The sequence below is a fragment of the Fuerstiella marisgermanici genome, assembly GCF_001983935.1.
GTDB lineage: Bacteria > Planctomycetota > Planctomycetia > Planctomycetales > Planctomycetaceae > Fuerstiella > Fuerstiella marisgermanici.
On the sequence record NZ_CP017641.1, the window covers coordinates 8106038 to 8126974 of the forward strand.

Consider the following 20937-nt stretch of genomic DNA (forward strand, 5'->3'; position numbering starts at 1 on the left):
TCTTTAATGAGGTGCTTTACCGATCAATTCACCGGAATCGCTCTCGCTCTTCTTCATCAAGCCACGATTTGAGATCGGCTTCCGCGTGTTCTTTACCGATCGCTGCACATTTTCGCACGTCGAGATTTGGATGCTCAGTCAGTAACTGCCACGTTTCGATTTCTCGCTCATACTTTTGCGGCACCTGTTCCATTTCCACGGAAGAGTTTCTTGAATTGTGAACAATTCTCTCCGAAGAAACACCATGTCTCCGCGCTATTGGAACAATAGCCTCCCATGTCTTGTCTGGGCTTCGAAATAGTGGCACCTCGTGTAGATTCTTCAATCGCGAGTCTGAGAGAAGTGATTCGTACGCTTCGGTGGACCTGCCCACGAGCAGTGAAACGAGTCGCCGCCCATAGCATGAATCAGCTGCCACTTCTTTCAACAGTTCAATCCGATCTCTCGAACCAACACCAGCAACAGCATGGCGGAACACTCGCTCAGGAAAGTACGTCCCATTGGGATTCGAGGCGGAAGACCAGTGGCGAATCCATTGTCGCTGCAGCGAGGTGTCTGATTTGAAGATTTCTTCTAAGTGAGATGCGTCATCGCAATGAAGAACGATGGCCGTGCGCCAGACCGGTAGCAGTTCGGAGGGAATCGGTCGAATTTTACGACAGTACCAAAGCCCCGTGAGAGCATTTTGAACAACGTCTTTAGAGCTATGTGTCAGGAACGCGTGAATGGTCTCGGTTGACAGACGGTGTCTCAGCGTCAGGTTTTCGACCAACTCCGGTACGCTTCCGCACTTCTCGATTGCCGATTTTCCGAGTTCAGAATCAGCCGATACGTGGATCAGCGCAACTTCGACGGCACACCAAAGATGCGTGTCGTCATCCAAACACTGTTTGAGCCGTGCCTCCCAGCCGACTTCCTTGCTTTCCGCGGCTTCCATCAGAAACGGCCGTAGTAGGTCGGCACGCGCATTTTGAGTAATGATGGCTTCTATCCAAGGATACTGCCGGTCCACAAGCTTTGAGATTTCCTCGCAGCAAACGCGGCAATGATCGGGCCATGGATCTTTCATCAGCTTTGACTGATCGATGCACTGTTGAATGCTCGCGATAACGTCAGCAGGTGGTTGTTCTGACCATGATCGCGCCAACTCGATGGCATCATTTTGGAGCTCAAGCTGGAGGTCAATTTTTTCGTCTGTCGTGCCGCGTGGGCGTCCCGGGAATAAAACTGAGAACGTCGGATCAATATCACAATGTAGCGGAAAGTTATAGGAATCAGCGAGCCGGCTGAGCGTCGTCAGGACGCCCGGACACTCAGCCCCGAGCTTAGCGAACTCTGGGAGTATCCTGCGTGCGCTATCATCCAAGACTTTGCGGTGTTCGTCTGATGCTGCACTTGCACCGAAGTTCGGGAACAACCAACTGTGCAGCGCCTGCAAAATGGCATTCCAGTTATGAAACTCCACGCCACTCAATCTGACCAGGATTTCGTCCCATAGCTGATCGATTTCCGGTAGTTCATCGGCGGTCATAACGCCATGCCGGAGAGTGAGCTGCATGTGGTTCCCCGGATCATTTTGAGTATCTTCAAACATCGGGGAGGCGATGATCGGAACCAATTGAAGCACAAGATCGATTGACGTGCCTTCTTCCAGGGAATCTTCAGCTGCGTTCCATACAATTCGCCTTCGTGTTACAGCCGCACCGGTCCCTGGCAATCCTGACTTTGACCAGTCGCCGATCAGTCGCAACGGATGATCTGAGGCTGCATTCAACGGGCGATCGTCACCTTCGGATGCTCTCAGGAGAAATGGGATTGTCTTACGCGGAGCACTTCTGAGAAGTTCAAAAGCAATGTCCCGCACAAGGTCCGGTCTATGCTCTAAAAGGAACTCAGCGTGAGACTCACACGAGTACGCATAAGCCTTCCATGTTGAAATGTCATCTACGGTCTGAACAAGCTCAGCCAACTTGTTGGCTGATAATTTTGCCCCGCGACATTCAGCGGCAATCACTGATTGAACTACGCTTGCGGCACTTTGTGACTGATTCAGAAATGACTCCAGCGGAATTCGTGCAGGGCTGCTAAAGAAGTAGTCCCGGACCAGAATAGGCCTCAACGATCTCGGGACAACAGAAACAGTCCCATTTCCCAGATCGTAAATGACACCTCCAAGCGATAGGTCATTCGCAATCTGCATTACTCTTCCAACGGGATATCCAAGAACCTCCGCGACTAATTCCATGGTCACCCCACATTGTCCGCCAACGGCGAAGCATGCCAGGATTTGGACTGCGTCGTCATCGATCAGAGCGGTCAGCCTTGGCCTCAACCATGCAGCGAGGGATTCGCCGGTCCAGACATTCTCAAAGTCAGATCTTGTGCCACCAATGCACGCTGCTGCCAGCATGACCGCCCTACCGGGATAACCCATCGCCTGCTGGACGACGACGTGAAAGAATTCGTTAGGCCCGGAAATTCCACATTCTTTTACCAACTCCACTATCTGCTGATCGGAGAGCGGTTGAAGCGATCGCACACAGGAGTCACGTAGGCCCAATGACTGAGCCACCTTTTCTGCACTCCCCGGCCAACAGTCTGCAACAACTGTGAAATCACAGTCAAACTGGTCGCGGTAGTGGAGTAAGAACTCAATCGTATCGAGCCTACCATGAGCATCTTCAATGACGATGCTTGAAGGTTGCTGATCGCGAATCGCATTCGCGATTTCCCCCTCGTCTGTACTCGTCAGAAACAGTCCGAGTCCTTCGTCCACAAATCTCTGTAGCACGAACGTCTTGCCTATTCCCGGCTGGCCTACGAGAAGTCGATCACCGGACGACTGCACCAACCAATCGAATTCACGATCGCGACCGATCGCGGTTGAACATATGCGAGGTCGCAAAGATCGCGGGCGGCACGATAATGCCGCTGGCTTCCCTGAGATTCCAAGCAGTAGCTTTAGCCAACGGCTGTTATGCAACAACAGTTCAGCTATGGCGTCGCGGGTATAGGGCGCAAATGCCAGCGTGTAGCCGAGTTCAACAACGCGTTTTTCAATATTGCGGCACTTCCGCGGTGTGAGATGCCGACTGGTCGCGACGAGCACCTGTTTCTTTCCTTGTCCTTCGGCAGTGTGTTTCTTCAGGCTCTTCGTGACATTTCGAAGCACGTTCTCTTCAGTCGTAAAGCATAGAATCCCTCGTCCAGATTCGTTTGACCATTGTCCATCGACGCCCGCATCGTCGCCGCCAGTTGCAGGAATTAGATTCGGCCAATGTGCTCTCAGGAGACTGCAAACGCACTGCTCAAATAACAGATGATCTGTCACCAGCGGGAGTCGTTCAATGATCTTGTCGTATAGCGGGTCGCGATTCATGGACGTGGAAATGGATATCGATGAAGGATGTGACAATCAATGGATCGTCCATTCGGCACGAAATTCTGTCAATTATAGACACTTCGCACGATGACAAATAGAAACGGCCTGCACAATGGCAGGCCGTTTGTTTTGCTTTGGTTGTTTAACGTCTACGCCAGTTTCAACGACCAGCGGGAGTCGCGATTTCTATTCGGAGCGTTTGCTCTATTCCACCGCCGAACACGGCGAGGTTAAGGCAGGCTTGGCGGAGGTGGAGCTGTTGTCAGGGGTGCTCCGATTCCGCCGGGCGGTGGAGCCTGACCGCCGGTGATGGAGCCGGGAGGTGGAGCCTGCTGTACTCCGACGTCGTTCATCAGGTGGTGCAGAGCGGATTCGATCATGTCCATTTTCGACAGGATGCCAAGCTGACCGATCTGACGGTGGTGATGTCGCGACCAGCCTCGAACGTCTTCCTGAAGGTGATGGAACAGTGCGTCCATTCCGCCAAGTTTTGAGCGAATGGCGGCTCGGTCGTGAGCGTGTTCGGCATCATGAATGAACTTCGCCACCTGCATCAACTGGTAGCCTTCCGCATAGGTTTCACGGAATCCGTGATTGTGCGAATAGTTGTAATGCAGGTCCAGCAGGAATTCGTTGGTCAGTTCTTCCAGACGACTGGCAAGATCGTCGACGTGTGAGAAGCTGCCGTACTGAACCGCCACGGGCTTGCTCACGACATGGCGTCCGCTAATCGATGCCGTCTGTGGAGTATAAAAATACTGGCCGTTGTGGACATGGTACGTGTCGTGGTGATTTCCATGATGTGGCACGATGTAGGTCGAATTCTGATGAACGACATCGTGATGATAGTTGCCGATCACGTGGCCGTGTGAGTCTTTGATCACATGGTTGTGGTGATCGATGTGATAGCCAGGCGTGTAGTGGTTCTGGTGCGAGCTATGGCCGTTGTGAATAATATGGTTGTTGTGGCCACTGTGGTGCTGCTGGTGGTTGTTGTGGTTGTTGTGGTTGTTGTGCTGAACGCCGTTGATGATCCGCCCGACTTGATTGCTGTAGCGGCGTATCTGGGCTGAGGCGTCCTGCGAAGTTGCGGTCAGCAGCAGTCCTGCCAGTGCCGCAAACGCGATGCGAGAAACGTTCATTGTGAGCTTCCTTCCGTCTATGGAGAGAGATGACTTCCGTGTGGTGAGATAATGGCCCGCCGCTCCGCAACGTTCCTCGTGTTTCAGTTTACTGCAGCGTAGTGGCAGTTTGATAGTCTGCGAAGAATGCACACCTTGTGCCAGTTGGCCAGAATTCGCTTTCGGTCAAAAATTCCTTGACTAAACGGCAGGTCATGGGAAAGTCGCAGATTCAAACCGTCATCCACGCGATATGCTCTGTCGTCAAAATGACATCCCATCACACGACCGCGTCAGTGTACGGAATGGGTCACTTCTCCATCGCTGTTTCGCCTCCGACACCGCCAAATGCGAAGAATTCGTGACATCTGAGTCGGACATCCGGAAGACCGAAAATTCGAATACGGTCATTGGCTGGTGCTACGCGTTCTTCTCGTGTCCGGGCTACGGCTTCGATTCTGGAAATCTCGTGGGCTCGTCAGATCGGGTTGCTGTTCGGACACACGACGCATGCTGCTGCTGTCGTGCTGGCTGCGTACCTTGTGGGACTGGCCGATGGCAATTCATTGGGCGCTCGCATGGTTCATCGTGTCAATCCATTGAAGGCGTATTCCGCTGCCGAACTCGCGGTTGCCTTATCGTCGTGCGTTGTTCCTGTGATCTATGCGGCTGCCCATACCGAATTGGGGGCGGGTCTGCTGCGGAATGATTCCGTGGCGTCGCAAATCGCCCTGCGCGCGGTCTTCTGTATGATCGTGCTGCTCCTAGCGACGGTTGCCATGGGCACCACGTTACCGCAGATAGCGGAATTCCTGTTACGAAGCCGGCCATCGGAGCATTCTCCTGCAATTTCACTGTGTTCAGATTGCAACCGACAGACTTCTCAGGCGATCTTTGTCAGACTATTGATTCCAACAAATTCAGGGTATGTTGAAGGGGTTGCCGCTCGCCCATTTTCCGGCTGACACCGCATATGAACCATCTTGACGCTCAGTTGCCTCACTTGGAAACGTTTTCCGTTGCCGCTGAATTGTGCAGCTTCACAGGGGCTGGGAAGACGTTGAAGCTGACACAGGCAGCCGTCAGCCAACGCATTCGGGCTTTGGAATGTTCAATCGGCAAACCGCTGTTTCATCGCCAAGGCGGGCGTGTGTCGCTGACCGATGCTGGCATTCAGCTGTATGGTTACGCTCAGCAGATTCTGAACCTGCATCGTGAAGCTCGCCAGGCTGTCGCGGGCGAGGAGGTACCTCTTCACGGGAATCTGTCGCTGGCTGCAAGCTCCATTCCGGGGCAGCATCTGCTTCCCGCCGGTCTATGTGTGTTTCGAAATCGCTTTCCCGATGTTGCCGTGCGAGCTTCGATTGAGGACAGCATGGCGGTTCTTGATCGGGTGGAATCCGGTCAGGCTCATCTTGGGTTGGTTGGTCAGCAGACGGAGCGTGGGCACTTTCACTTTCGCCCCTTCGTGTCCGATGAACTTCTGCTGATCGTCAACGCTGATGACAGATGGAAGAAACGTCAGCGAATTCGATTGCCGGACTTGTTGCGGCGACCGATCGTGCTTCGGGAATCGGGTTCCGGAAGTCGATGGTGCCTTCAGCAGGCCCTGCTGCGCAAGGGCCATACGCTGGACGATCTCAATGTAACTTTGGAACTTGGCAGCAATGAGGCAGTCAAAGAAGCAGTCCTGAACAACACGGGAATCGCCGTGTTGTCCCGATTGGCTGTACAGCGAGAACTGGATGACGGGCGACTCATCAGTCTGAAGATTCAGGACGTTGATTTGGTTCGAGACCTGTTCGTTGTTTCTGACACACGGCATGCACTGCCCCGATCCGCTCAAACCTTCCTGCAGTTCTGGCTGGCAAGTCACTGCACTGCGAGCGCCTGATCCCAGTCAGCGCTGCCAACTGCGAACGCCGTTTTGTCTCGATGGTCGCTCACCGCCATCGACTATCACTGCGGAGTGTCGTTACGTCCTCGCCATAACTGTGGCTTATGAACACGCCACGTGTATCACCAAAGGTCTCTCACGGCAGTTGGTCTTCGTCGATACGATTGACGTCGTCAATCAATGAAAGGCTCGACGATCACTGCCGCAGGTTCCCCCATGCTCGCCACAGAGCTGATCTCCTTGCAAAACCTTTTCAGCCTTCGATTTGCTTTGCCGGTGATTCTGCTGGTCTCGCTGTGGACGTGGGAATCCGTCAGGCCGTTTTGTGAGAATTCGCCAGGTCGCGGCCGACATGCTCTGCGTAATATCACAATCGCAGTCGTCAACGCCATTGTGACGGGCGCATTGTTTGGAGCGTCAACGGTGTTCGTGGCCGACTGGACAGTGGAGAACAGTTTTGGGCTCCTTCAATTCACCGATCAACACGCCATCGGTCGATTTTTCGCCGGACTCATTCTTCTGGACCTTTGGATGTACGTCTGGCATCGATTGAATCACCACATTCCTCTCCTGTGGCGATTTCACCGCATGCACCACAGTGACTCTCGGATGGACGTCACGACGGCGACGCGATTTCATATCGGGGAGCATATGATTTCCGCCGGGCTGCGTTTGCTGTTGATTCCGCTGCTCGGCGTTAGTATCTGGCAGATCGTGGCTTATGAAATGGGAGTGGTGGCGATGACTCATTTTCACCATGCCAACATCAGTATCGGGCGAGCAGACCACGTGCTGCGATGGTTAGTTGTCACGCCGGACATGCACAAAATTCACCATTCTCGTTGGCAGCCGGAAACAGATTCCAACTATGCGGTAGTTCTTTCAATTTGGGACCGGATCGCCTGTTCCTTTCGAATGAGAGAGGATGTGACGACCATCGACTTCGGTCTTGACGAGTTTGAAAACGAACGTTGGCAGACGATCGGCGGGATGCTGAAAACTCCATTTGCCAATAGTGCGGATTTATCTGCCCCGAAAGCTGCCGAACCTGAGATTGTAGGCGAGGATCGATCCGTTTAGTGCGGCACAACGGCTTCCGAATCTTCGACTTCGAATTCCAGTGTCGAGTGTGGAACGCTGTAGAGTTGTGGTCACCGTTCCTCATTGCCCGCTTCGCATCTGGAACGTATTGTTCGAATTCCCCGCTCAGTCACTTCACTTCTTCGCCTCACGATGTCCCTGTCTCTCCGCATTCCGCCACTGGTTCAAGTCTTCGTTCTTGGTCTGGCGATGTACGGGCTGAAGATTTCCTTTCCTCAGTGTTCGTATGAATCTGAGGGTTCAATGTGGGTTGCGATCGCCTTTGCCATTCTCGGTGCCGGCGTGCTTGCGATCAGCCTTTATCAGTGTTGGGCCATTCGAACGACCGTCGATCCGCGGCTTCTGAATCAGCCGGTAGGCCTTGTGACGTCGGGAATCTATGCGTTCACTCGGAATCCGATGTACGTCGGCTTTTTCTGCGTCCTCGCGGCGTGGGCAAGTTTCCTGTCGCACTTTCTGGCGTTCGGTCTGCTGCCAGTGTTTGTCCTGTACATGAACCGCTTTCAGATTCGCCCAGAAGAAGCCTACCTCGAAACGCACTTCACGGATGAGTATCGCTCCTATAAATCCAACGTCCGCAGGTGGATCTAAGTTACGGCCCGGTCATACTTCAATGTGGCACGATGGCGTCGGATTCGTCGCAGTCCTGGTCATCTGAATCACCGATTTCGAATTCCAGCGTCGAATGTGGAATTTGATAGTCTTCGACCAGACAGGATTTGATCCCGTTCTTAATCGATTCCAGATCGCCGATTCTCGCTTCAGCAACAACGATGTGAGCTTCCAGTGCGCGGTGCTGTTCGTCCAGCTCCCAGACATGCACGTGGTGCAGACCTTCGACGCCGTCGATCTTCCTCACGTCGGCGGTGAGTGCGTCGAGATCCAAATCCAGTGGTGTGCCTTCCATCAGGACTCGCGTTGCCTGCGGAAACATCTTCACCAACTGCCACAGAACGTAGCCCGCGATCACCAGCGTGATGGCGGCATCCACCCACAACCAATTGAACCAGATAATCGCGGCTGCCCCGATCAGCACGGCCACAGAACCCAGTGCGTCAACGATGTTGTGAATGAAGGCGGCTCGCACATTGAGCGATCCGCGACTCATTGACCACAGCAATGCCGCCGTACCAACGTCGACGACCAATGCCAGGACGGCCGTCGCCGCCATGACCCAGCCGATCACTTCTTCCGGCTGCACGAGGCGAGCGATCCCTTCGTACACCAGATACAGTCCAATGACTGCTAACAGCGTCAGGTTGATCAACGCCCCAATCATTTCGGCTCGGCGGTAACCGAACGTATAGCGTGCGTTCGCATCCTTCTTCGAGATGCGTCGAGCGATGTAGGCGATCAGCAGAGCGTTGGCGTCGTTGAAGTTGTGTGCCGCGTCGGACAGCAGAGCAATGCTGCCCGAGAGAATCCCGGCAACCACCTGGCCCACCGTCAGCATTTGATTCAGCCCGACCGCCCACAACAGCCGAGCGTCACTCACTCCTGCGATTTCATCAGCACGCACTAAACCGTGGGAATGACCAGCGTGGTCGTGTCCTTCATGAGCGTCATGCTGGTGGTCGTGGTCATCGTTGTTCGACATGTTTCCCTTGTCCGTCGTCTGCGGCTGTTCCCAGTCCTGAATTTTAGGGTTCGATTCTTCCGCTACACCCTGACGACGAAAGTAAAATCGACCGTGCGAATCGAAGATTCTGTCGCCGTACCGGCTTCACAATCTGCGTCCGAAGAAACGATTCACACGCGACTTGTACTCCCTGAATGAGTCGCCGAAATGATCTTCCAGCCAAGCTTCTTCAAGAAATGGAACGACCATGTAGGCAATCGCCCAAAGCGACAGCAGGATGTAGACCAGCGTCGAATGCACGAAGAATCCGGCTCCCGCCATTCCAACCAATGAAGCGACATAAATCGGGTTTCTGCTCCACGCGTAAGCTCCCGTTGTTTTCAGCTTGTCTGAGTCTCCATGGGCAGTTCGCCAGCCGAGACCAAAAGTAATCGCGAACGCGGCACCAAAGCCGATAACCGCCAGTCCCAACCCAATCGCGGCTTGCGCCAAAGCAGGCTCGGCGAGTCCGTGAAAGTCGAGAATGCAGGTCGCCACCAGACAGATCACGAAAATACGAAACAACGCCCAGAACGTGCGATACTGCCAACAGTGAAGGTTTGGAGGAGGCCAGAACTCAAATTTGCCAGTCAACAGGCTGCAAGTCGCCAGGCCACAGATAACAACGATGGCAGCCACGGAAACTACAAAGAAAGAGAATGCCATTTCACTGCGATCTAAACTAAAGCGTTCATGCTATTCCGACAGAAAGCGACATTGTTGAGTGTAGTGGGCAAGCAGACATAATTCTGTGAAACCGATTATTGACGCTTACTGAACTGCAACGCACCGCCACTTTCATAAGTGTGCAGCACCCGCGAGGACAGAAGGTGCGGGTGCTGCACGACGGTGAGCAACACAGGTTGCTCACCGAATGTCTGTGCTGTGAGCCATTGCTTACGACGGAGGCGGCGGTTGCGGCCCCAGCCAGAACCAGCAGCCTATGGTGACAGATGCCAGAACAAACCCTGCGGCGAAGGCACTCCAGAAACTCAGACCAAGGCGTTCGGAGAATGCCAGCGGTACAAAAAAGGGTAGCCCAAGCGGAACCAGCACGAGCGTTTCGCGGGCCAGTCGCGAGACTGTGGTCATGTCCTGTTCTTTGTTCCACACGGCGACGAAGGCCACGATGCTCACGATCGGAAGTGTCAGCAACAACGCCCCGAGTCGTGGGAAGCGATCGGCGAGTTCCGATACGCCAGCCACAACCAGACCGGCAACAATGGCTCTCCACCACATGTCTTATCCTCCGAAAGTGAACGTGAACAGCGTGCCTTTTACTCATCCCCGTGGTCGTGAGCTTCTTCCTTGAAGTTGCCTGCATAGGGAGTGCCATCGACCTCAGCACTCATCGTGCCTTCGTATTCCATGACGGTGGCCAAACCATCGTGCGTCCCGACAAAGCGAGACGACTTGCCGTCCGACTCACCATCCAGCGGCACTGGCATCAGGTCGACCTGCATTTGAGGTACCTTGATTGTCAGAAGAAGCGATTTGGACGTAACCGGTTCCGGTGTCTTTTCATCGCCGCCAAGAACGTAAACAGTTGCTTCTTTCTTGTCGTGGTCGACGGTGAACTCGACGTGGTACTTGCCGCCGCCCCAGTCGGCGACCGTTCCGTCGTGCGGACCTGCTCCGTGAGCGTGGCCTTCGACTTTATGCGAGTCACCATGATCGCCGTCGTCGTCATGCGGGTGACCGTGATCAGATTCCGACTGTGTGCCTGACTGTTGATTGGTTGGTTGTTCTGCCGTCTCGTCTCCGCAGCCAGCAATGACTGAAATCGACAGGAGTACGCTGGCGGACAAGAGAGTGAATCGAATGTTTTTCATCGTGCTTTCCTTTTCTAGGTTGGTAGCCGTCTAAGCAACATTGCCTGGACGTGTGGATTACTTGTGCCAACGGTAAGTCCCGCTTGCACGGTTTCAAAAGCTGAGTCTATGGATCGATGTGTTCTCCTGATTCTTCAAGTTGAGTGAGCCGTTCCGCGTCCTTGCCGCTAAATCGCCAGAAGATTCCGGGGTGAATCAGAAACTCACAGAACGTCGATGTTATGAGTCCACCGAGGATCACGGTGGCGACGGGGTAAAGGATTTCGCGGCCCGGTTCCTGTCCGCCGAGAACGAGTGGAAGCAGACCGAATCCAGCCGTCAGTGCCGTCATCAATACTGGAGCGAGGCGTTCGAGACTCCCTCGCAAAATCATTTCGCGGCTGAAGTCTTCGCCTTCTTCCTTCATCAGATGAAAGTAGTGAGTGACCAGCAGGATTCCGTTTCGCACCGCAATGCCACCCAGCGAAATGAACCCGACAAGGCTGGCAACGGTGAGCGACTGGTTGGTAATCACCAACGCCAGCACTCCGCCGATGAATGCGGTTGGCAATGCGTTGAGAATCTGCAAAACAACTCGAACGGAAGGAAACAACAGCATCAGCACGACGAACATGCCGACAATGGAAACGCCCGCCAGCACCACGATGGTGCGAGTTGCTCGCTGCTGGCTTTCAAACTGACCGCCGTATTCGATGAAGTAGCCTTCCGGCAGATCGATCTGACTATCGACACGTTGCGTGATCTCTTTCACGGCACTCGCGAGGTCGCGGTCCTGCGTGTTGCAGCGAATCACCATGCGACGTCGGGCGTTTTCGCGGTTGACTGCGTTCGGGCCAGTGCCGGGACCGATGTCGGCCAGTTCCCGAAGCTCGATCTGCCCGCGATCGTTTGGGAGGTCGATTCGCAACCGACCGAGATTCGCGTAGTCGGTGCGGTAGTCTTCCTCCAGTCGAACCAACAAATCGAATCGTCGCTGACCTTCCAGAACCTGCGAAACCACTTCTCCCTGAAGTGCCGTTTGAACAATGTTGGCAACGTAAGCTCGCGTGACACCGTGGAAGGCGAGGTCGTCTGTGCGAAGCTGTATGTGCAGTTCTTCGGTCTGCTTGATCGGTTCAATCACCGGCGGCGTAATGCCGTCGATGTTCTGCACCGTGGATTTCACCTGCTCGGACAGTTGTTGCAGCACGTTCAGATCGTCGCCGTGAATTTTGATAGCGATCTGAGCGTAAACACCGGAGACCATGTGACTGATCAGGTGAGCCAGCGGTTGTTCGACTTCGAGGTCGACACCGGGAACTTCTTCACCCAATTCATCGAGAAGCTGTTTCAGAATGTCTTCGCGACGATGCTGACTGTCCGGGTTCATACTCAGGATGTATTCGCCTGCGTTCACGGGCGAGGCATGTTCGTCCATTTCGGCTCGCCCGGTGCGACGCACAAAATGAAGAATGGCACCGTCGGGGTTCCTCTCAGACTTCTGCATCTCACGCAGTTTTTTGTCGATGAGACCAGACGTCTGATTGGACGCATCCAGTGACGACCCCGGCGGTAGTGTCATGTTGATCTGCACGCTGCCTTCGTCAAATTCCGGCAAGAAGTTTCTGCCAAGCTGGGCCATCTGCCAGCCTGCGAATCCAACGGCGACCCACGTCAGCAGTAACAACAACGCAGGCTGTGCCATGCTGAGCCGAATGAGATAGCTGACCATCCATTTCATGGACCGCAGCAGAATTCCATCCTTTTCGGCATGAGCGGCTTTCGACTGCGGCAGCAGGTAGTACGACAAAACTGGCGTGACCGTCAGCGAAACGAACAACGATGCCAGAATCGAAATGATGTACGCCACGCCCAACGGCGTGAACAATCGGCCTTCCACGCCGGAAAGCGCGAATAGTGGCAAGAAGACGAGAATTACAACGACAGTACCGAAGACGATCGCACTGCGAATTTCCTTGCTGGCTTCGTAGACGACCTGAATTGCCGGTCGCGGTGTTTCGAGGGAATTGTTTTCCTTGAGCCGTCGAAAGATGTTCTCCACGTCAACAATGGCATCGTCGACGAGTTCACCCATGGCGACTGCCAGCCCGCCGAGCGTCATCACGTTGATGGAAAGCTCCGTTCCCGAGAGCCATCCAATCAAACGAAACACAAGTGTGGTAATCACCAGTGATAACGGAATCGCGGTCAGAGTGATGAACGTTGTGCGGAAATTCAGCAGAAACAGAAACAGAATGATGATGACGAGCACGGCACCAATCACGAGTGCTTCACCCACGTTGAAGATACCGCGATCGATGAAGTTACGGAGTTGGAACAATTCAGGATTGATGGCAATGTCTGCCGTCAGCGATTCTTCCGCTTCCGCAAATGCAGTCTCCAGTCGCTCCGTCAGCCCGCGTGTATCGACATGCGGCTGTTTCACAACGGTGAACACGACGCCGGGGCGGCCGCTGACGCTTCCATCGCCGCGTTTGAATTCGGCACCTTCAACGACACTGGCCACCTGACCGAGCAGCACGGATCGTTTTTCGTTAGCTTTCACCGGAATCTGCCGCAGATCATGCAGCACTTTGTATGGTTCAGGGCCAAGGCGTCCCAGGACTCGGATGGGACGCTCCGTTTCGCCTTTCACCGCGAAGCCACCACTTGTGTTGATGTTGCTGTCTTTGAGAGCCTGTTCGACTTCCTGCAACGTCACGTCATATTCGAGCAATGCGGATGGATCGATTCGCACCTGATACTGTTTGCGGTCGCCGCCCAGAATGAACGCTTCCGCAACGCCCGTCACCTTGAGAACTCGCGGGCGGATGATCCAATCCGCTGTGGTTCGCAGTGAAAGTTGACGAGAAGCGTTACTTGGGAAGTCAACGTCGTGTAGTTTGCCGTCGATGGTAATCTTCGCACTGGCCGACTCTTCAATTTGAAAGAGATCGTCGCTCCGGCTCGGTGCTTTCCAACTGAGGTCGTCGACAGCCACGGCCTTCCAAGATTCCACGCGGTTTCGTTCGACAGGCTGCCAGACATGAATCGTTGGTTGTGCCTCGGCACTCGGAATAACTTCTGCAATCAGCCCGGTCTTTCCGATCGGATACAGCTCGCCATCGTTTGGTCCCTGTTGCCGATAGATTCCGGCAACCACAATCTGTCCCATAATGGACGCAGGTGGCGTCATCTGAGGACGAATGCCTTCCGGTAAGATTCCGTCGAGCGTTATCAGGCGTTCCTGAACGGTTTGACGGGCTGACTTGATTTCGGTTGACCAGTCGAATTCGATGTAGATGACGTTTAGCCCGGCAGTCGACTGACTACGAACGGCCTGAACTCCATTGGCACCGAGCAAAGCGATTTCAATGGGTTGAGTGACAAGCGTCTCGACTTCTTCAGTCGCAAGACCGGGACATTCAGTGATGATGATGACGCGAGGCCGGTCGAGGTCTGGGAAGACGTCGATGGGCATCTGCGTCGCGAGATAAGAACCGTACACCAGCATCACAATGCTGATTACGAGGACCAGCATGCGGTAACGCAGCGCAAATCGAATAATGGCGTTTAGCATCGTGCTTTCCTCAATGGCTTGCGTGGACGGTACCGTCCGCATGAACATGAACGTCAGCACGCATGCCACTTGCCGCTTGTGCTTTCAGCACGCGGTTGAGTGACGCCGCAGCACTTTGTGCGAGAAAGAGACCGGGCGTAACACTTCCATCATTGGCAACGACGATATTCCGTCGATCTTCGTGCAATACCTGCACGGGAATTCGGTTGAACAGGTCGCCGTTTTGCTGGAAGACGTATGCCTCCGGCCCTTCGCGAACGATCGCCGCACTCGGCAGCACAAGCACGTCCGTCATCTCTTCGACGGGAACATGCAGGCGTATTCGCTGCCCCGGACGAAACCGCCAAACCACAAACGTCTCGCCGCTCTTCTCATACGATCGCGACTGATTGGTGAGCGGGATGAAGAAGTCGAACGTGCGGCTATTTTGATCGATGGAGTTCGACAGGTACCGAATCTCAAACGACTGATCCAGTTCCGGCCAGTTCTCCGGTTCGTCTTCCGCGAACTCAACGGAAATTTCCCAGCCGTTCTGTGCCGCCTTTTCGAGATACGGTGCTTCGCGTTTGAAGGCATGACCTTCCAGATAGAGCGAGCTGTGATTTGCCAGCGTGATCAGCAACTGTCCCGCTTGAACCTGCTGTCCAAGTTCAGCGTTTAGTTCCTGCACTTCAAAAGCGAAACCGTCAGCATCCGTCTGCCCTTCCCGAAACGACGCTTGACGAATGCTGACCAGTTTCTCACGTTCCTTGATGCGAGATGGCGTCACCACGTCGACGGTCGATACAAATTGCCCGTTGGCAACTTGGTCAACTTGTTGTGGATTCAATCCTCTTGTGAGCAGGTCTTGCCTGTGGGCCTGAATGACCGCTTGCTGTCGACGAAGTTCATTTTCCAGATCGATGATCTTCGTCTTGGATATTCCGCCCTTGTCAGCCAGTGGGCTCAATCGAGCCAATTGTTCCTGAGCAATCTGAGACTCTTTCGTCGAACTAAAGAGTTCCTTCTGCGTGCTTTGCAGGTATTCGCTGAACAGTCGGAGCGTAAAAAGCCGATCGCCCGGACGGACTGTATCACCGGGAAATGCATGCACTTCCGAAACGACGCCAACTGCTGGCGATGTGACGCCGCGATCCGATTGTCCGGGACGGTCCACGATCTCACCGGGCACCTGAATGGTTCGCCAATACGTCTGCGGTCTCGCAGGTTTGGAAACCAATTCCAGATTCTTGCGAGCCTGCGGTGACAGCTTCAACACCTTGGGCTCTTCGACAGGTGGCGGAGAGTCTGCCGCGTGCGATTCAGGCTCCGGCAGCGAGAAAATCGTCATCCAGCGATCGCGGGTGAAGAAAACCACTCCGACGACTATCGCCGCGAAGGCTACGCCGCTGAGCAGACGTAATGATTTTGGGAAACGCATGGTGATGTGACCTCGGAATCGCTGACGACGGATAGCGATTACGCCGACGGGACGGCGGTTCGCGGATATCGTGTGTGAGGAGACTTCAGAGGTTCAATCTGCGCATCGTCATCGAATGAAGTGCGGCAGGAGACCTAAGAAGTACGCCGGAAAGAGGCAGCTTTTGTCCTCACGGAGAAACCGGAGACATAGCTGCGGTGGCGTTAGCAGCGCATCGAGAGAAGCTGCAAGTATCGCGCGCATTTCGGGCGCAGCAGCAACGGCTGTAAACCAAACTGACTCCAGAGTCGCCCCACCGCCGCGTTTGCAGACGAATCGTCTGCAATGAAGTACACCGCTGCCAGTTCAGTCTTGGCAACTTTCGCGACCCTTCCGTCGTGCAGAAGCTGGTCATCGCCAGCGTAAACCGTGTCGGAATCGTGGTCGGGAACCTGCTCACCCGTCGATGACGGCGTGTCGTCGCCATCTTCGTGATGCCCATGATCATGGTGGGAATCGTGTAAATGGACGTGCGGGCGAGCGGCATGGCCGTCCGGCTCAGCAATCGACGATCCCGCATGCGAATGAGGCACAGAGAACAAGCTCTGGCTCACCAGCAAAAGTGGAATCAGGATTGAGGAAACGGCTCGGTTCATTGTTTCGCAAACAGTACGGACTTGGACAAGTTGACACGTAACGATACGTCGCTGATGGGTTTCGGTCAATTCCAGCGTCGAAACAAACTTGTTCGGCCATTTGAGATCGAAGCGTTTCCAAGCGTTATTGGCGGACGAACTGCCAACAGAGAAGCACAAACTCTTCAATCGCAGTTTTCATCGATTGGTTTCGGGGCTGGCAGAATTCGCCGAACTCCCGTCTTGTGCGTCGTGCCGGTTGTCTCGATCAGGAGATCCGTGTCGTCCGATGCCAATTCGAACGGCTGGTTTCAGGCGTAACGATCTCTACGGATCGGACACGAAAGGTGGTTATGACGAAAGAACCTGCAAGGACAGGCAAGGAAGCCAACAATCATGAAACGGATAAACCTGATCGCGGCCATCATGGTCGTGTGCATCACCGCTGGCTGCAGTCAGAATCGGTGGCAGGTGCGCGATTCGTCGCCTGTCGATTTGGATGTTTCGGATTCGACACCCACCTCTGCCGTACCAGTCGAAGATCAGACTCCTTACATCAGCCTGGTTTCGGCAACCGATGATTTGGCAGACGAAAACGCAGCAGCGACCGCGGAACCGCAAGTCGTTCACTCAGTTCCGGCGGGCATGTCACTGGCCGACTTTGAATCGCTGGCGTACTCCAACAATCCTTCCATCCGTGAATTGGCAGCAACGACGCAGAAAGCGGCTGGCTTCCGCAATCAGGTCGGCCTCAAAGCCAACCCGATTGTCGGATATCAGGCAACGCAGCTGGCCGACCGTAACACGGACCAACACGTTGCTTTCGTGGAACAGGAATTCGTCACCGGCGGCAAGCTGGAACTGAATCGCCGAGTCCTGAACGAAGCTGTTCGCGCTCAGTTGCTGGAACTGGAAGCCCAGAAACTGCGAGTGTCCACGGACATTCGTGTGAAATTCTACGAAGCTCTGGCTGCTCAGCGACGCATTCAGTTGATCAGCGATTTCCAGTCAGTGACGACCAAAGGGATCGAGGTTGCTGATTCTCGCATCGAAGCCGGCGAAGGGACACGAATTGACACGCTGCAAGCCACCGTTCAAAAGAACGAAGTTGATCTGGCGTTGCAACAGTCACAGATTCAGTTCGACGCCGCGTGGCGAGGACTCGTGGCGCTGACCGGCACGTCTCACATGGAACCCACCACGCTGATCGGCGAACTTCCGCGGCAGATGGAAGCAAAGGACTGGGCGTATCTGAGTTCCACGATCGTGAACAGCAGCCCGGAATACAGTGCAGCACAAACACGAGTCGCACAGGCTCGTGCGGCATTGCAGCGACATGGCGTGCAGGCGACTCCCAACATCACGGTTCAGTTTGGTGCGGGTGTCGACAACTCAACCAACAACGGCATGATGAATTTTCAGGTCGGAGCCCCCATTCCAGTCTTTAACAAGAATCAGGGCAACATCTGCGCGGCGCAAGCCGAATTCTGTCGAGCGTCGATCGAAGTGCAGCGAATTCAGAAGTCGATCGAAGCACGTCTGGCTGAAGTGTCCCGAGACTATGACTCCGCCCTGGCTGCTGTCACGAAGTATGGCCGGGAAATCCTGCCGAACGCTGCTGAATCTCTTAAACTTGCGGAACAAGCTTACGAGGCCGGTGAAACCAGCTTCGTCCAGGTACTGGTGGCTCGACGCACATATTTCGATTCGAACCTGCAGTTCGTTCAGGCTCAGTCGCAGCTTGCTCAAGCCAGTTCAAAGGTTGACGGCTACGTACTGACCGGCGGACTTGATGCCGTGGCCGACAACAGCGGCGACGACAGTCTGCGAGGACTAACCTTCAGTCAGCAGTAAACGCGGCAACGGAACGGAGATTGGCGCGGCGAATGGTTCGTACTCCTGAACGGAATCGTGGTCAACCTTCAGACGCGATGTCTCGACCGTCGACAAAGTCAGCCACATTGTTATGACTGCCACTTTCCGGCAAGCGTGAGCAGGTTTCACAATCGTTCGCCGTCGTCAGACATCGCCGCACGACGATCTTCATCATGGAACCGTGCCTTCTTCGAATCATTCACCGGACGTCTGCGTGCCATTCACTGGCTGGCGGACATCACACGGTACAGGGAAGTTGGCTATGTCAGGGATGGAACCCTCAAATAAAAGCTATGGAGATCGTTCGCCGCGAAAGTGGCATGCGGCAGCGGCAGGAGTCCGGCAGCTTCTGCTGGTGTTGATGCTGGCTGGCTGCGCGACGTCCCGAACGAATGAATCCGTCCAGCTTCACCATGAGGCGGAACGGCCGGTTGCGGAGGTAGAATCGCAAGGCGTACCGATTGCGCTGGCTTCGCATCAGACTGAAGAACAGAGTGAACCTGCTGATGCAGAAGTCACAGTGGCTGATGACTCCAAGCCAGACACAGCAGGCGGCGAAGCACCCATTGGGATTCCGCTACCTGTCTCCACCCTGTTTGCGATTGAGTCGCTGCCACAACTTGAATCGTACGCCGTCAATCAGAATCCGAAGCTGAGACGGCTCGCTCAGCAGTTTGAAGCAGCTCGGGCGAAAGTTGGCTACGTCGATGGGCTGCCTGATCCGAAACTGGGGGCCAATTTCTTCGTATCGCCGATTGAAACCGCCGCAGGATCTCAACGAGCCAACCTGACGGTGTCGCAGATGCTTCCATGGCTGGAGCGACTGGACGCTCAGAAGCAGCAGGCGTGTTTTGAAGCGATGGCCGCTCAGCAAATGGTTGCGGCAGAACGGTTGCGGATGATCGCTGACCTGCGCGAACTCTGGTTTCGAATCTATGTGCTCGACCGACAGCTTGAAATCAGCGAAACGAATCAATTGCTGATCAAAGATCTGATCGAAGTGGCAAATGCTCGTGTCGCCACCGGCAAGGCAGCTCAGGGCGACGTTCTGGCGGGTACGCTGGAGTACAGCCGAATCGAAGAACAGCTTGTGTCCATGCGGCAGCAGCGGGAATCGACGGTTGCTCAACTGAATCGAGTGATTGGTCGCGCGGCCGACATCGCGGTCACCGTGCCGGAGACTCTGGATGTGACTCTTCCAGAATGGGACCATGATCAGCTTCGACGGCTGTCAGCACAGTACCAGCCCATGATTCAATCGGCCCGCATTACAACCCAGGCGACGCGTTGGGGGATCGAAGTCGCAAGGCTGCAACGCCGCCCCGAGTTTCTTGTCAGTGCGTCCTGGTTCGAGATCGACAGCAATCGACCTCAACCGAGTATCGTCGACGTTGGGCAGGACGCATGGTCGCTGGGAGCGTCGGTGTCGATTCCACTGTGGGAACGGAAATATGATGCCATCGAGAACGAGGCACGCTGGGAGCACGCGGCCGCTCACGCGGGAGTCGATGAGCTTCAGCAGCAGTTTGATTCCCGTATTCTTGACCTGTGGCAGCAAGCCGTGGCGGCAAACGAGACAGCGGAACTGTATCAGGACACAATCCTTCCACAGGCAAAGGACACGCTCGCAGCCGATCAGCAGTCGTACGCGACCGGCACCGTCGAATTCGACCGCGTCATCAAAGATGTCCGCAACCTGTTGACTCTGCAGGCAGGTTACCATCGTGCGGTCGGGCAACTCGCAACCGCACTGGCACGCATCGAACAGGCGGTCGGAACACGACCGTAACGTCGCCGATTTCGCCAGAGGCCGGTGCGGCCAGTTGAATTCCAGGCAAGGTCAGATTGATCGCTCACCGGCCAGACGGGACGTTCATCGAGCGGTTCGTCCATCAGTTGGAATGCTCTGAGGGTGCCATTGTTGCACGCCGTTGCCTCGGAGCAATTCCGGTGCTCCTATGGCGACCGGCTTGTCAGAACACCGTAACAAGCTTCATCAAACGCTTCAGCCAACCGCAGAAATTGCGGCCGAAGTCCCTGGCGACTTCCGCTACGAGGAACGTGATGGCGAGTTTGGCACAGGCGTTGCGACCACCGCCTGTCGGAACCGTGCCGACGTCCCCTTTTCTCGAACTCAAAGGAAGAATGATGAGCTACGAAAAGTGTATTCAGGAATGTCAGGCATGTGTGGCGGCGTGTCAGGAATGTCTGTACGAAATGGCCACGGGCGACAGCAACAATGACTGTCCGAAATGCTGCATCGAGTGCAGCGACATCTGTGAACTGTGCGCGAAGGCGATGGCTCGCGGCAGCAAATACACTGAGCAGTACTGTCAGATGTGTGCAGAGATCTGCGACTGGTGTGCAGATCAATGCGAACAGCACGAACACGACCACTGCCGAAAATGTGCGAAAGCGTGTCGAACTTGTGCGGAATCGTGTCGCAGCATGGCTGGCGCGACTGCGTAATCACGCGAAAAGCTTCGCCGCAACAACGCTGTTCGTACGATCGAAGGGG

At 54.8% G+C, this 20937-nt stretch carries 17 protein-coding genes; 6 read left to right on the forward strand and 11 right to left on the reverse strand.

Translation table 11 applies throughout. From position 1 onward, the window contains the following. Nucleotides 1-28 precede the first annotated feature (28 nt). The gene (locus Fuma_RS35020) at nucleotides 29-1618 is read right to left on the reverse strand and encodes a hypothetical protein (protein WP_145944471.1); all 1590 of its coding nucleotides are present in this window, start codon (nucleotides 1616-1618) and stop codon (nucleotides 29-31) included. 1994 nt (nucleotides 1619-3612) lie between these two features. Next, on the reverse strand, nucleotides 3613-4524 hold the full coding sequence (locus tag Fuma_RS30585; RefSeq protein WP_077027461.1) for a hypothetical protein: 912 nt from the start codon (nucleotides 4522-4524) through the stop codon (nucleotides 3613-3615). 952 nt (nucleotides 4525-5476) lie between these two features. Here Fuma_RS30585 and Fuma_RS30595 point away from each other — a divergent pair. From Fuma_RS30595 to Fuma_RS30605, 3 genes are all read left to right on the forward strand, one after another. Continuing rightward, entirely contained in the window at nucleotides 5477-6397 is a 921-nt protein-coding gene (locus Fuma_RS30595; RefSeq protein ID WP_077027463.1) for a LysR family transcriptional regulator, read from the forward strand. Between the two features lie 219 nt (nucleotides 6398-6616). Beyond that, nucleotides 6617-7480: a sterol desaturase family protein gene (locus tag Fuma_RS30600; protein ID WP_077028654.1), complete on the forward strand. Its 864-nt coding sequence runs from the start codon at nucleotides 6617-6619 to the stop codon at nucleotides 7478-7480. Nucleotides 7481-7633: 153 nt separating this feature from the next. Continuing rightward, entirely contained in the window at nucleotides 7634-8092 is a 459-nt protein-coding gene (locus Fuma_RS30605) for a methyltransferase family protein (RefSeq protein ID WP_077027464.1), read from the forward strand. Between the two features lie 19 nt (nucleotides 8093-8111). Here the strand turns inward: Fuma_RS30605 and Fuma_RS30610 are convergent, their stop codons facing one another. The 7 genes from Fuma_RS30610 to Fuma_RS30640 all read right to left on the reverse strand — a co-directional run bounded on the left by Fuma_RS30610 (nucleotide 8112) and on the right by Fuma_RS30640 (nucleotide 16565). Then, nucleotides 8112-9098, reverse strand: a complete 987-nt coding sequence (locus Fuma_RS30610; protein WP_077027465.1) for a cation diffusion facilitator family transporter — start codon at nucleotides 9096-9098, stop codon at nucleotides 8112-8114. A gap of 126 nt (nucleotides 9099-9224) precedes the next feature. Then, nucleotides 9225-9785 carry a methyltransferase family protein gene (locus Fuma_RS30615; RefSeq protein ID WP_083732441.1) on the reverse strand — a complete coding sequence of 187 codons (561 nt, stop codon included), beginning with the start codon at nucleotides 9783-9785 and terminating at the stop codon, nucleotides 9225-9227. 231 nt (nucleotides 9786-10016) lie between these two features. Continuing rightward, nucleotides 10017-10358 carry a hypothetical protein gene (locus tag Fuma_RS30620; protein ID WP_077027467.1) on the reverse strand — a complete coding sequence of 114 codons (342 nt, stop codon included), beginning with the start codon at nucleotides 10356-10358 and terminating at the stop codon, nucleotides 10017-10019. 38 nt (nucleotides 10359-10396) lie between these two features. Continuing rightward, nucleotides 10397-10951 (reverse strand): C40 family peptidase, encoded by a 555-nt coding sequence (locus tag Fuma_RS30625; RefSeq protein ID WP_077027468.1) that lies wholly within the window; start codon nucleotides 10949-10951, stop codon nucleotides 10397-10399. Nucleotides 10952-11057: 106 nt separating this feature from the next. Further along, complete coding sequence (locus Fuma_RS30630) at nucleotides 11058-14510, reverse strand: efflux RND transporter permease subunit (RefSeq protein WP_077028655.1); 3453 nt, start codon at nucleotides 14508-14510, stop codon at nucleotides 11058-11060. Between the two features lie 10 nt (nucleotides 14511-14520). Next, nucleotides 14521-15930 (reverse strand): efflux RND transporter periplasmic adaptor subunit, encoded by a 1410-nt coding sequence (locus tag Fuma_RS30635; RefSeq protein WP_077027469.1) that lies wholly within the window; start codon nucleotides 15928-15930, stop codon nucleotides 14521-14523. Between the two features lie 203 nt (nucleotides 15931-16133). Then, nucleotides 16134-16565 (reverse strand): hypothetical protein, encoded by a 432-nt coding sequence (locus Fuma_RS30640; protein WP_077027470.1) that lies wholly within the window; start codon nucleotides 16563-16565, stop codon nucleotides 16134-16136. A 375-nt stretch (nucleotides 16566-16940) separates the two neighbouring features. Here Fuma_RS30640 and Fuma_RS30650 point away from each other — a divergent pair, with 375 nt between their 5' ends. After that, on the forward strand, nucleotides 16941-18398 hold the full coding sequence (locus Fuma_RS30650; RefSeq protein ID WP_077027472.1) for a TolC family protein: 1458 nt from the start codon (nucleotides 16941-16943) through the stop codon (nucleotides 18396-18398). A 61-nt stretch (nucleotides 18399-18459) separates the two neighbouring features. On the opposite strand, the gene Fuma_RS36505 is transcribed toward Fuma_RS30650, so the two are convergent. Beyond that, nucleotides 18460-18594, reverse strand: coding sequence for a hypothetical protein (locus Fuma_RS36505; protein WP_257787783.1), 135 nt, complete (start codon nucleotides 18592-18594; stop codon nucleotides 18460-18462). A 96-nt stretch (nucleotides 18595-18690) separates the two neighbouring features. Here Fuma_RS36505 and Fuma_RS30655 point away from each other — a divergent pair, with 96 nt between their 5' ends. After that, entirely contained in the window at nucleotides 18691-20208 is a 1518-nt protein-coding gene (locus tag Fuma_RS30655; RefSeq protein WP_077027473.1) for a TolC family protein, read from the forward strand. A gap of 184 nt (nucleotides 20209-20392) precedes the next feature. Here Fuma_RS30655 and Fuma_RS36050 read toward each other — a convergent pair whose 3' ends face one another. Continuing rightward, nucleotides 20393-20557 carry a hypothetical protein gene (locus Fuma_RS36050; RefSeq protein ID WP_218922332.1) on the reverse strand — a complete coding sequence of 55 codons (165 nt, stop codon included), beginning with the start codon at nucleotides 20555-20557 and terminating at the stop codon, nucleotides 20393-20395. A 7-nt stretch (nucleotides 20558-20564) separates the two neighbouring features. Between Fuma_RS36050 and Fuma_RS30660 the strand changes: the two genes are divergently transcribed. Then, nucleotides 20565-20888 (forward strand): four-helix bundle copper-binding protein, encoded by a 324-nt coding sequence (locus Fuma_RS30660; RefSeq protein ID WP_077028656.1) that lies wholly within the window; start codon nucleotides 20565-20567, stop codon nucleotides 20886-20888. The last annotated feature ends 49 nt before the right edge of the window (nucleotides 20889-20937 follow it).

Bases quoted from the DNA above. Each gene is read 5' to 3' on its own strand.
- Fuma_RS30585 (WP_077027461.1), bottom strand. From the start codon at position 4,524: ATGAACGTTTCTCGCATCGCGTTTGCGGCACTGGCAGGACTGCTGCTG.
- Fuma_RS30595 (WP_077027463.1), top strand. From the start codon at position 5,477: ATGAACCATCTTGACGCTCAGTTGCCTCACTTGGAAACGTTTTCCGTT.
- Fuma_RS30600 (WP_077028654.1), top strand. From the start codon at position 6,617: ATGCTCGCCACAGAGCTGATCTCCTTGCAAAACCTTTTCAGCCTTCGA.
- Fuma_RS30605 (WP_077027464.1), top strand. From the start codon at position 7,634: ATGTCCCTGTCTCTCCGCATTCCGCCACTGGTTCAAGTCTTCGTTCTT.
- Fuma_RS30610 (WP_077027465.1), bottom strand. From the start codon at position 9,098: ATGTCGAACAACGATGACCACGACCACCAGCATGACGCTCATGAAGGA.
- Fuma_RS30615 (WP_083732441.1), bottom strand. From the start codon at position 9,785: ATGGCATTCTCTTTCTTTGTAGTTTCCGTGGCTGCCATCGTTGTTATC.
- Fuma_RS30620 (WP_077027467.1), bottom strand. From the start codon at position 10,358: ATGTGGTGGAGAGCCATTGTTGCCGGTCTGGTTGTGGCTGGCGTATCG.
- Fuma_RS30625 (WP_077027468.1), bottom strand. From the start codon at position 10,951: ATGAAAAACATTCGATTCACTCTCTTGTCCGCCAGCGTACTCCTGTCG.
- Fuma_RS30630 (WP_077028655.1), bottom strand. From the start codon at position 14,510: ATGCTAAACGCCATTATTCGATTTGCGCTGCGTTACCGCATGCTGGTC.
- Fuma_RS30635 (WP_077027469.1), bottom strand. From the start codon at position 15,930: ATGCGTTTCCCAAAATCATTACGTCTGCTCAGCGGCGTAGCCTTCGCG.
- Fuma_RS30640 (WP_077027470.1), bottom strand. From the start codon at position 16,565: ATGAACCGAGCCGTTTCCTCAATCCTGATTCCACTTTTGCTGGTGAGC.
- Fuma_RS30650 (WP_077027472.1), top strand. From the start codon at position 16,941: ATGAAACGGATAAACCTGATCGCGGCCATCATGGTCGTGTGCATCACC.
- Fuma_RS36505 (WP_257787783.1), bottom strand. From the start codon at position 18,594: ATGATGAAGATCGTCGTGCGGCGATGTCTGACGACGGCGAACGATTGT.
- Fuma_RS30655 (WP_077027473.1), top strand. From the start codon at position 18,691: ATGGAACCCTCAAATAAAAGCTATGGAGATCGTTCGCCGCGAAAGTGG.
- Fuma_RS30660 (WP_077028656.1), top strand. From the start codon at position 20,565: ATGATGAGCTACGAAAAGTGTATTCAGGAATGTCAGGCATGTGTGGCG.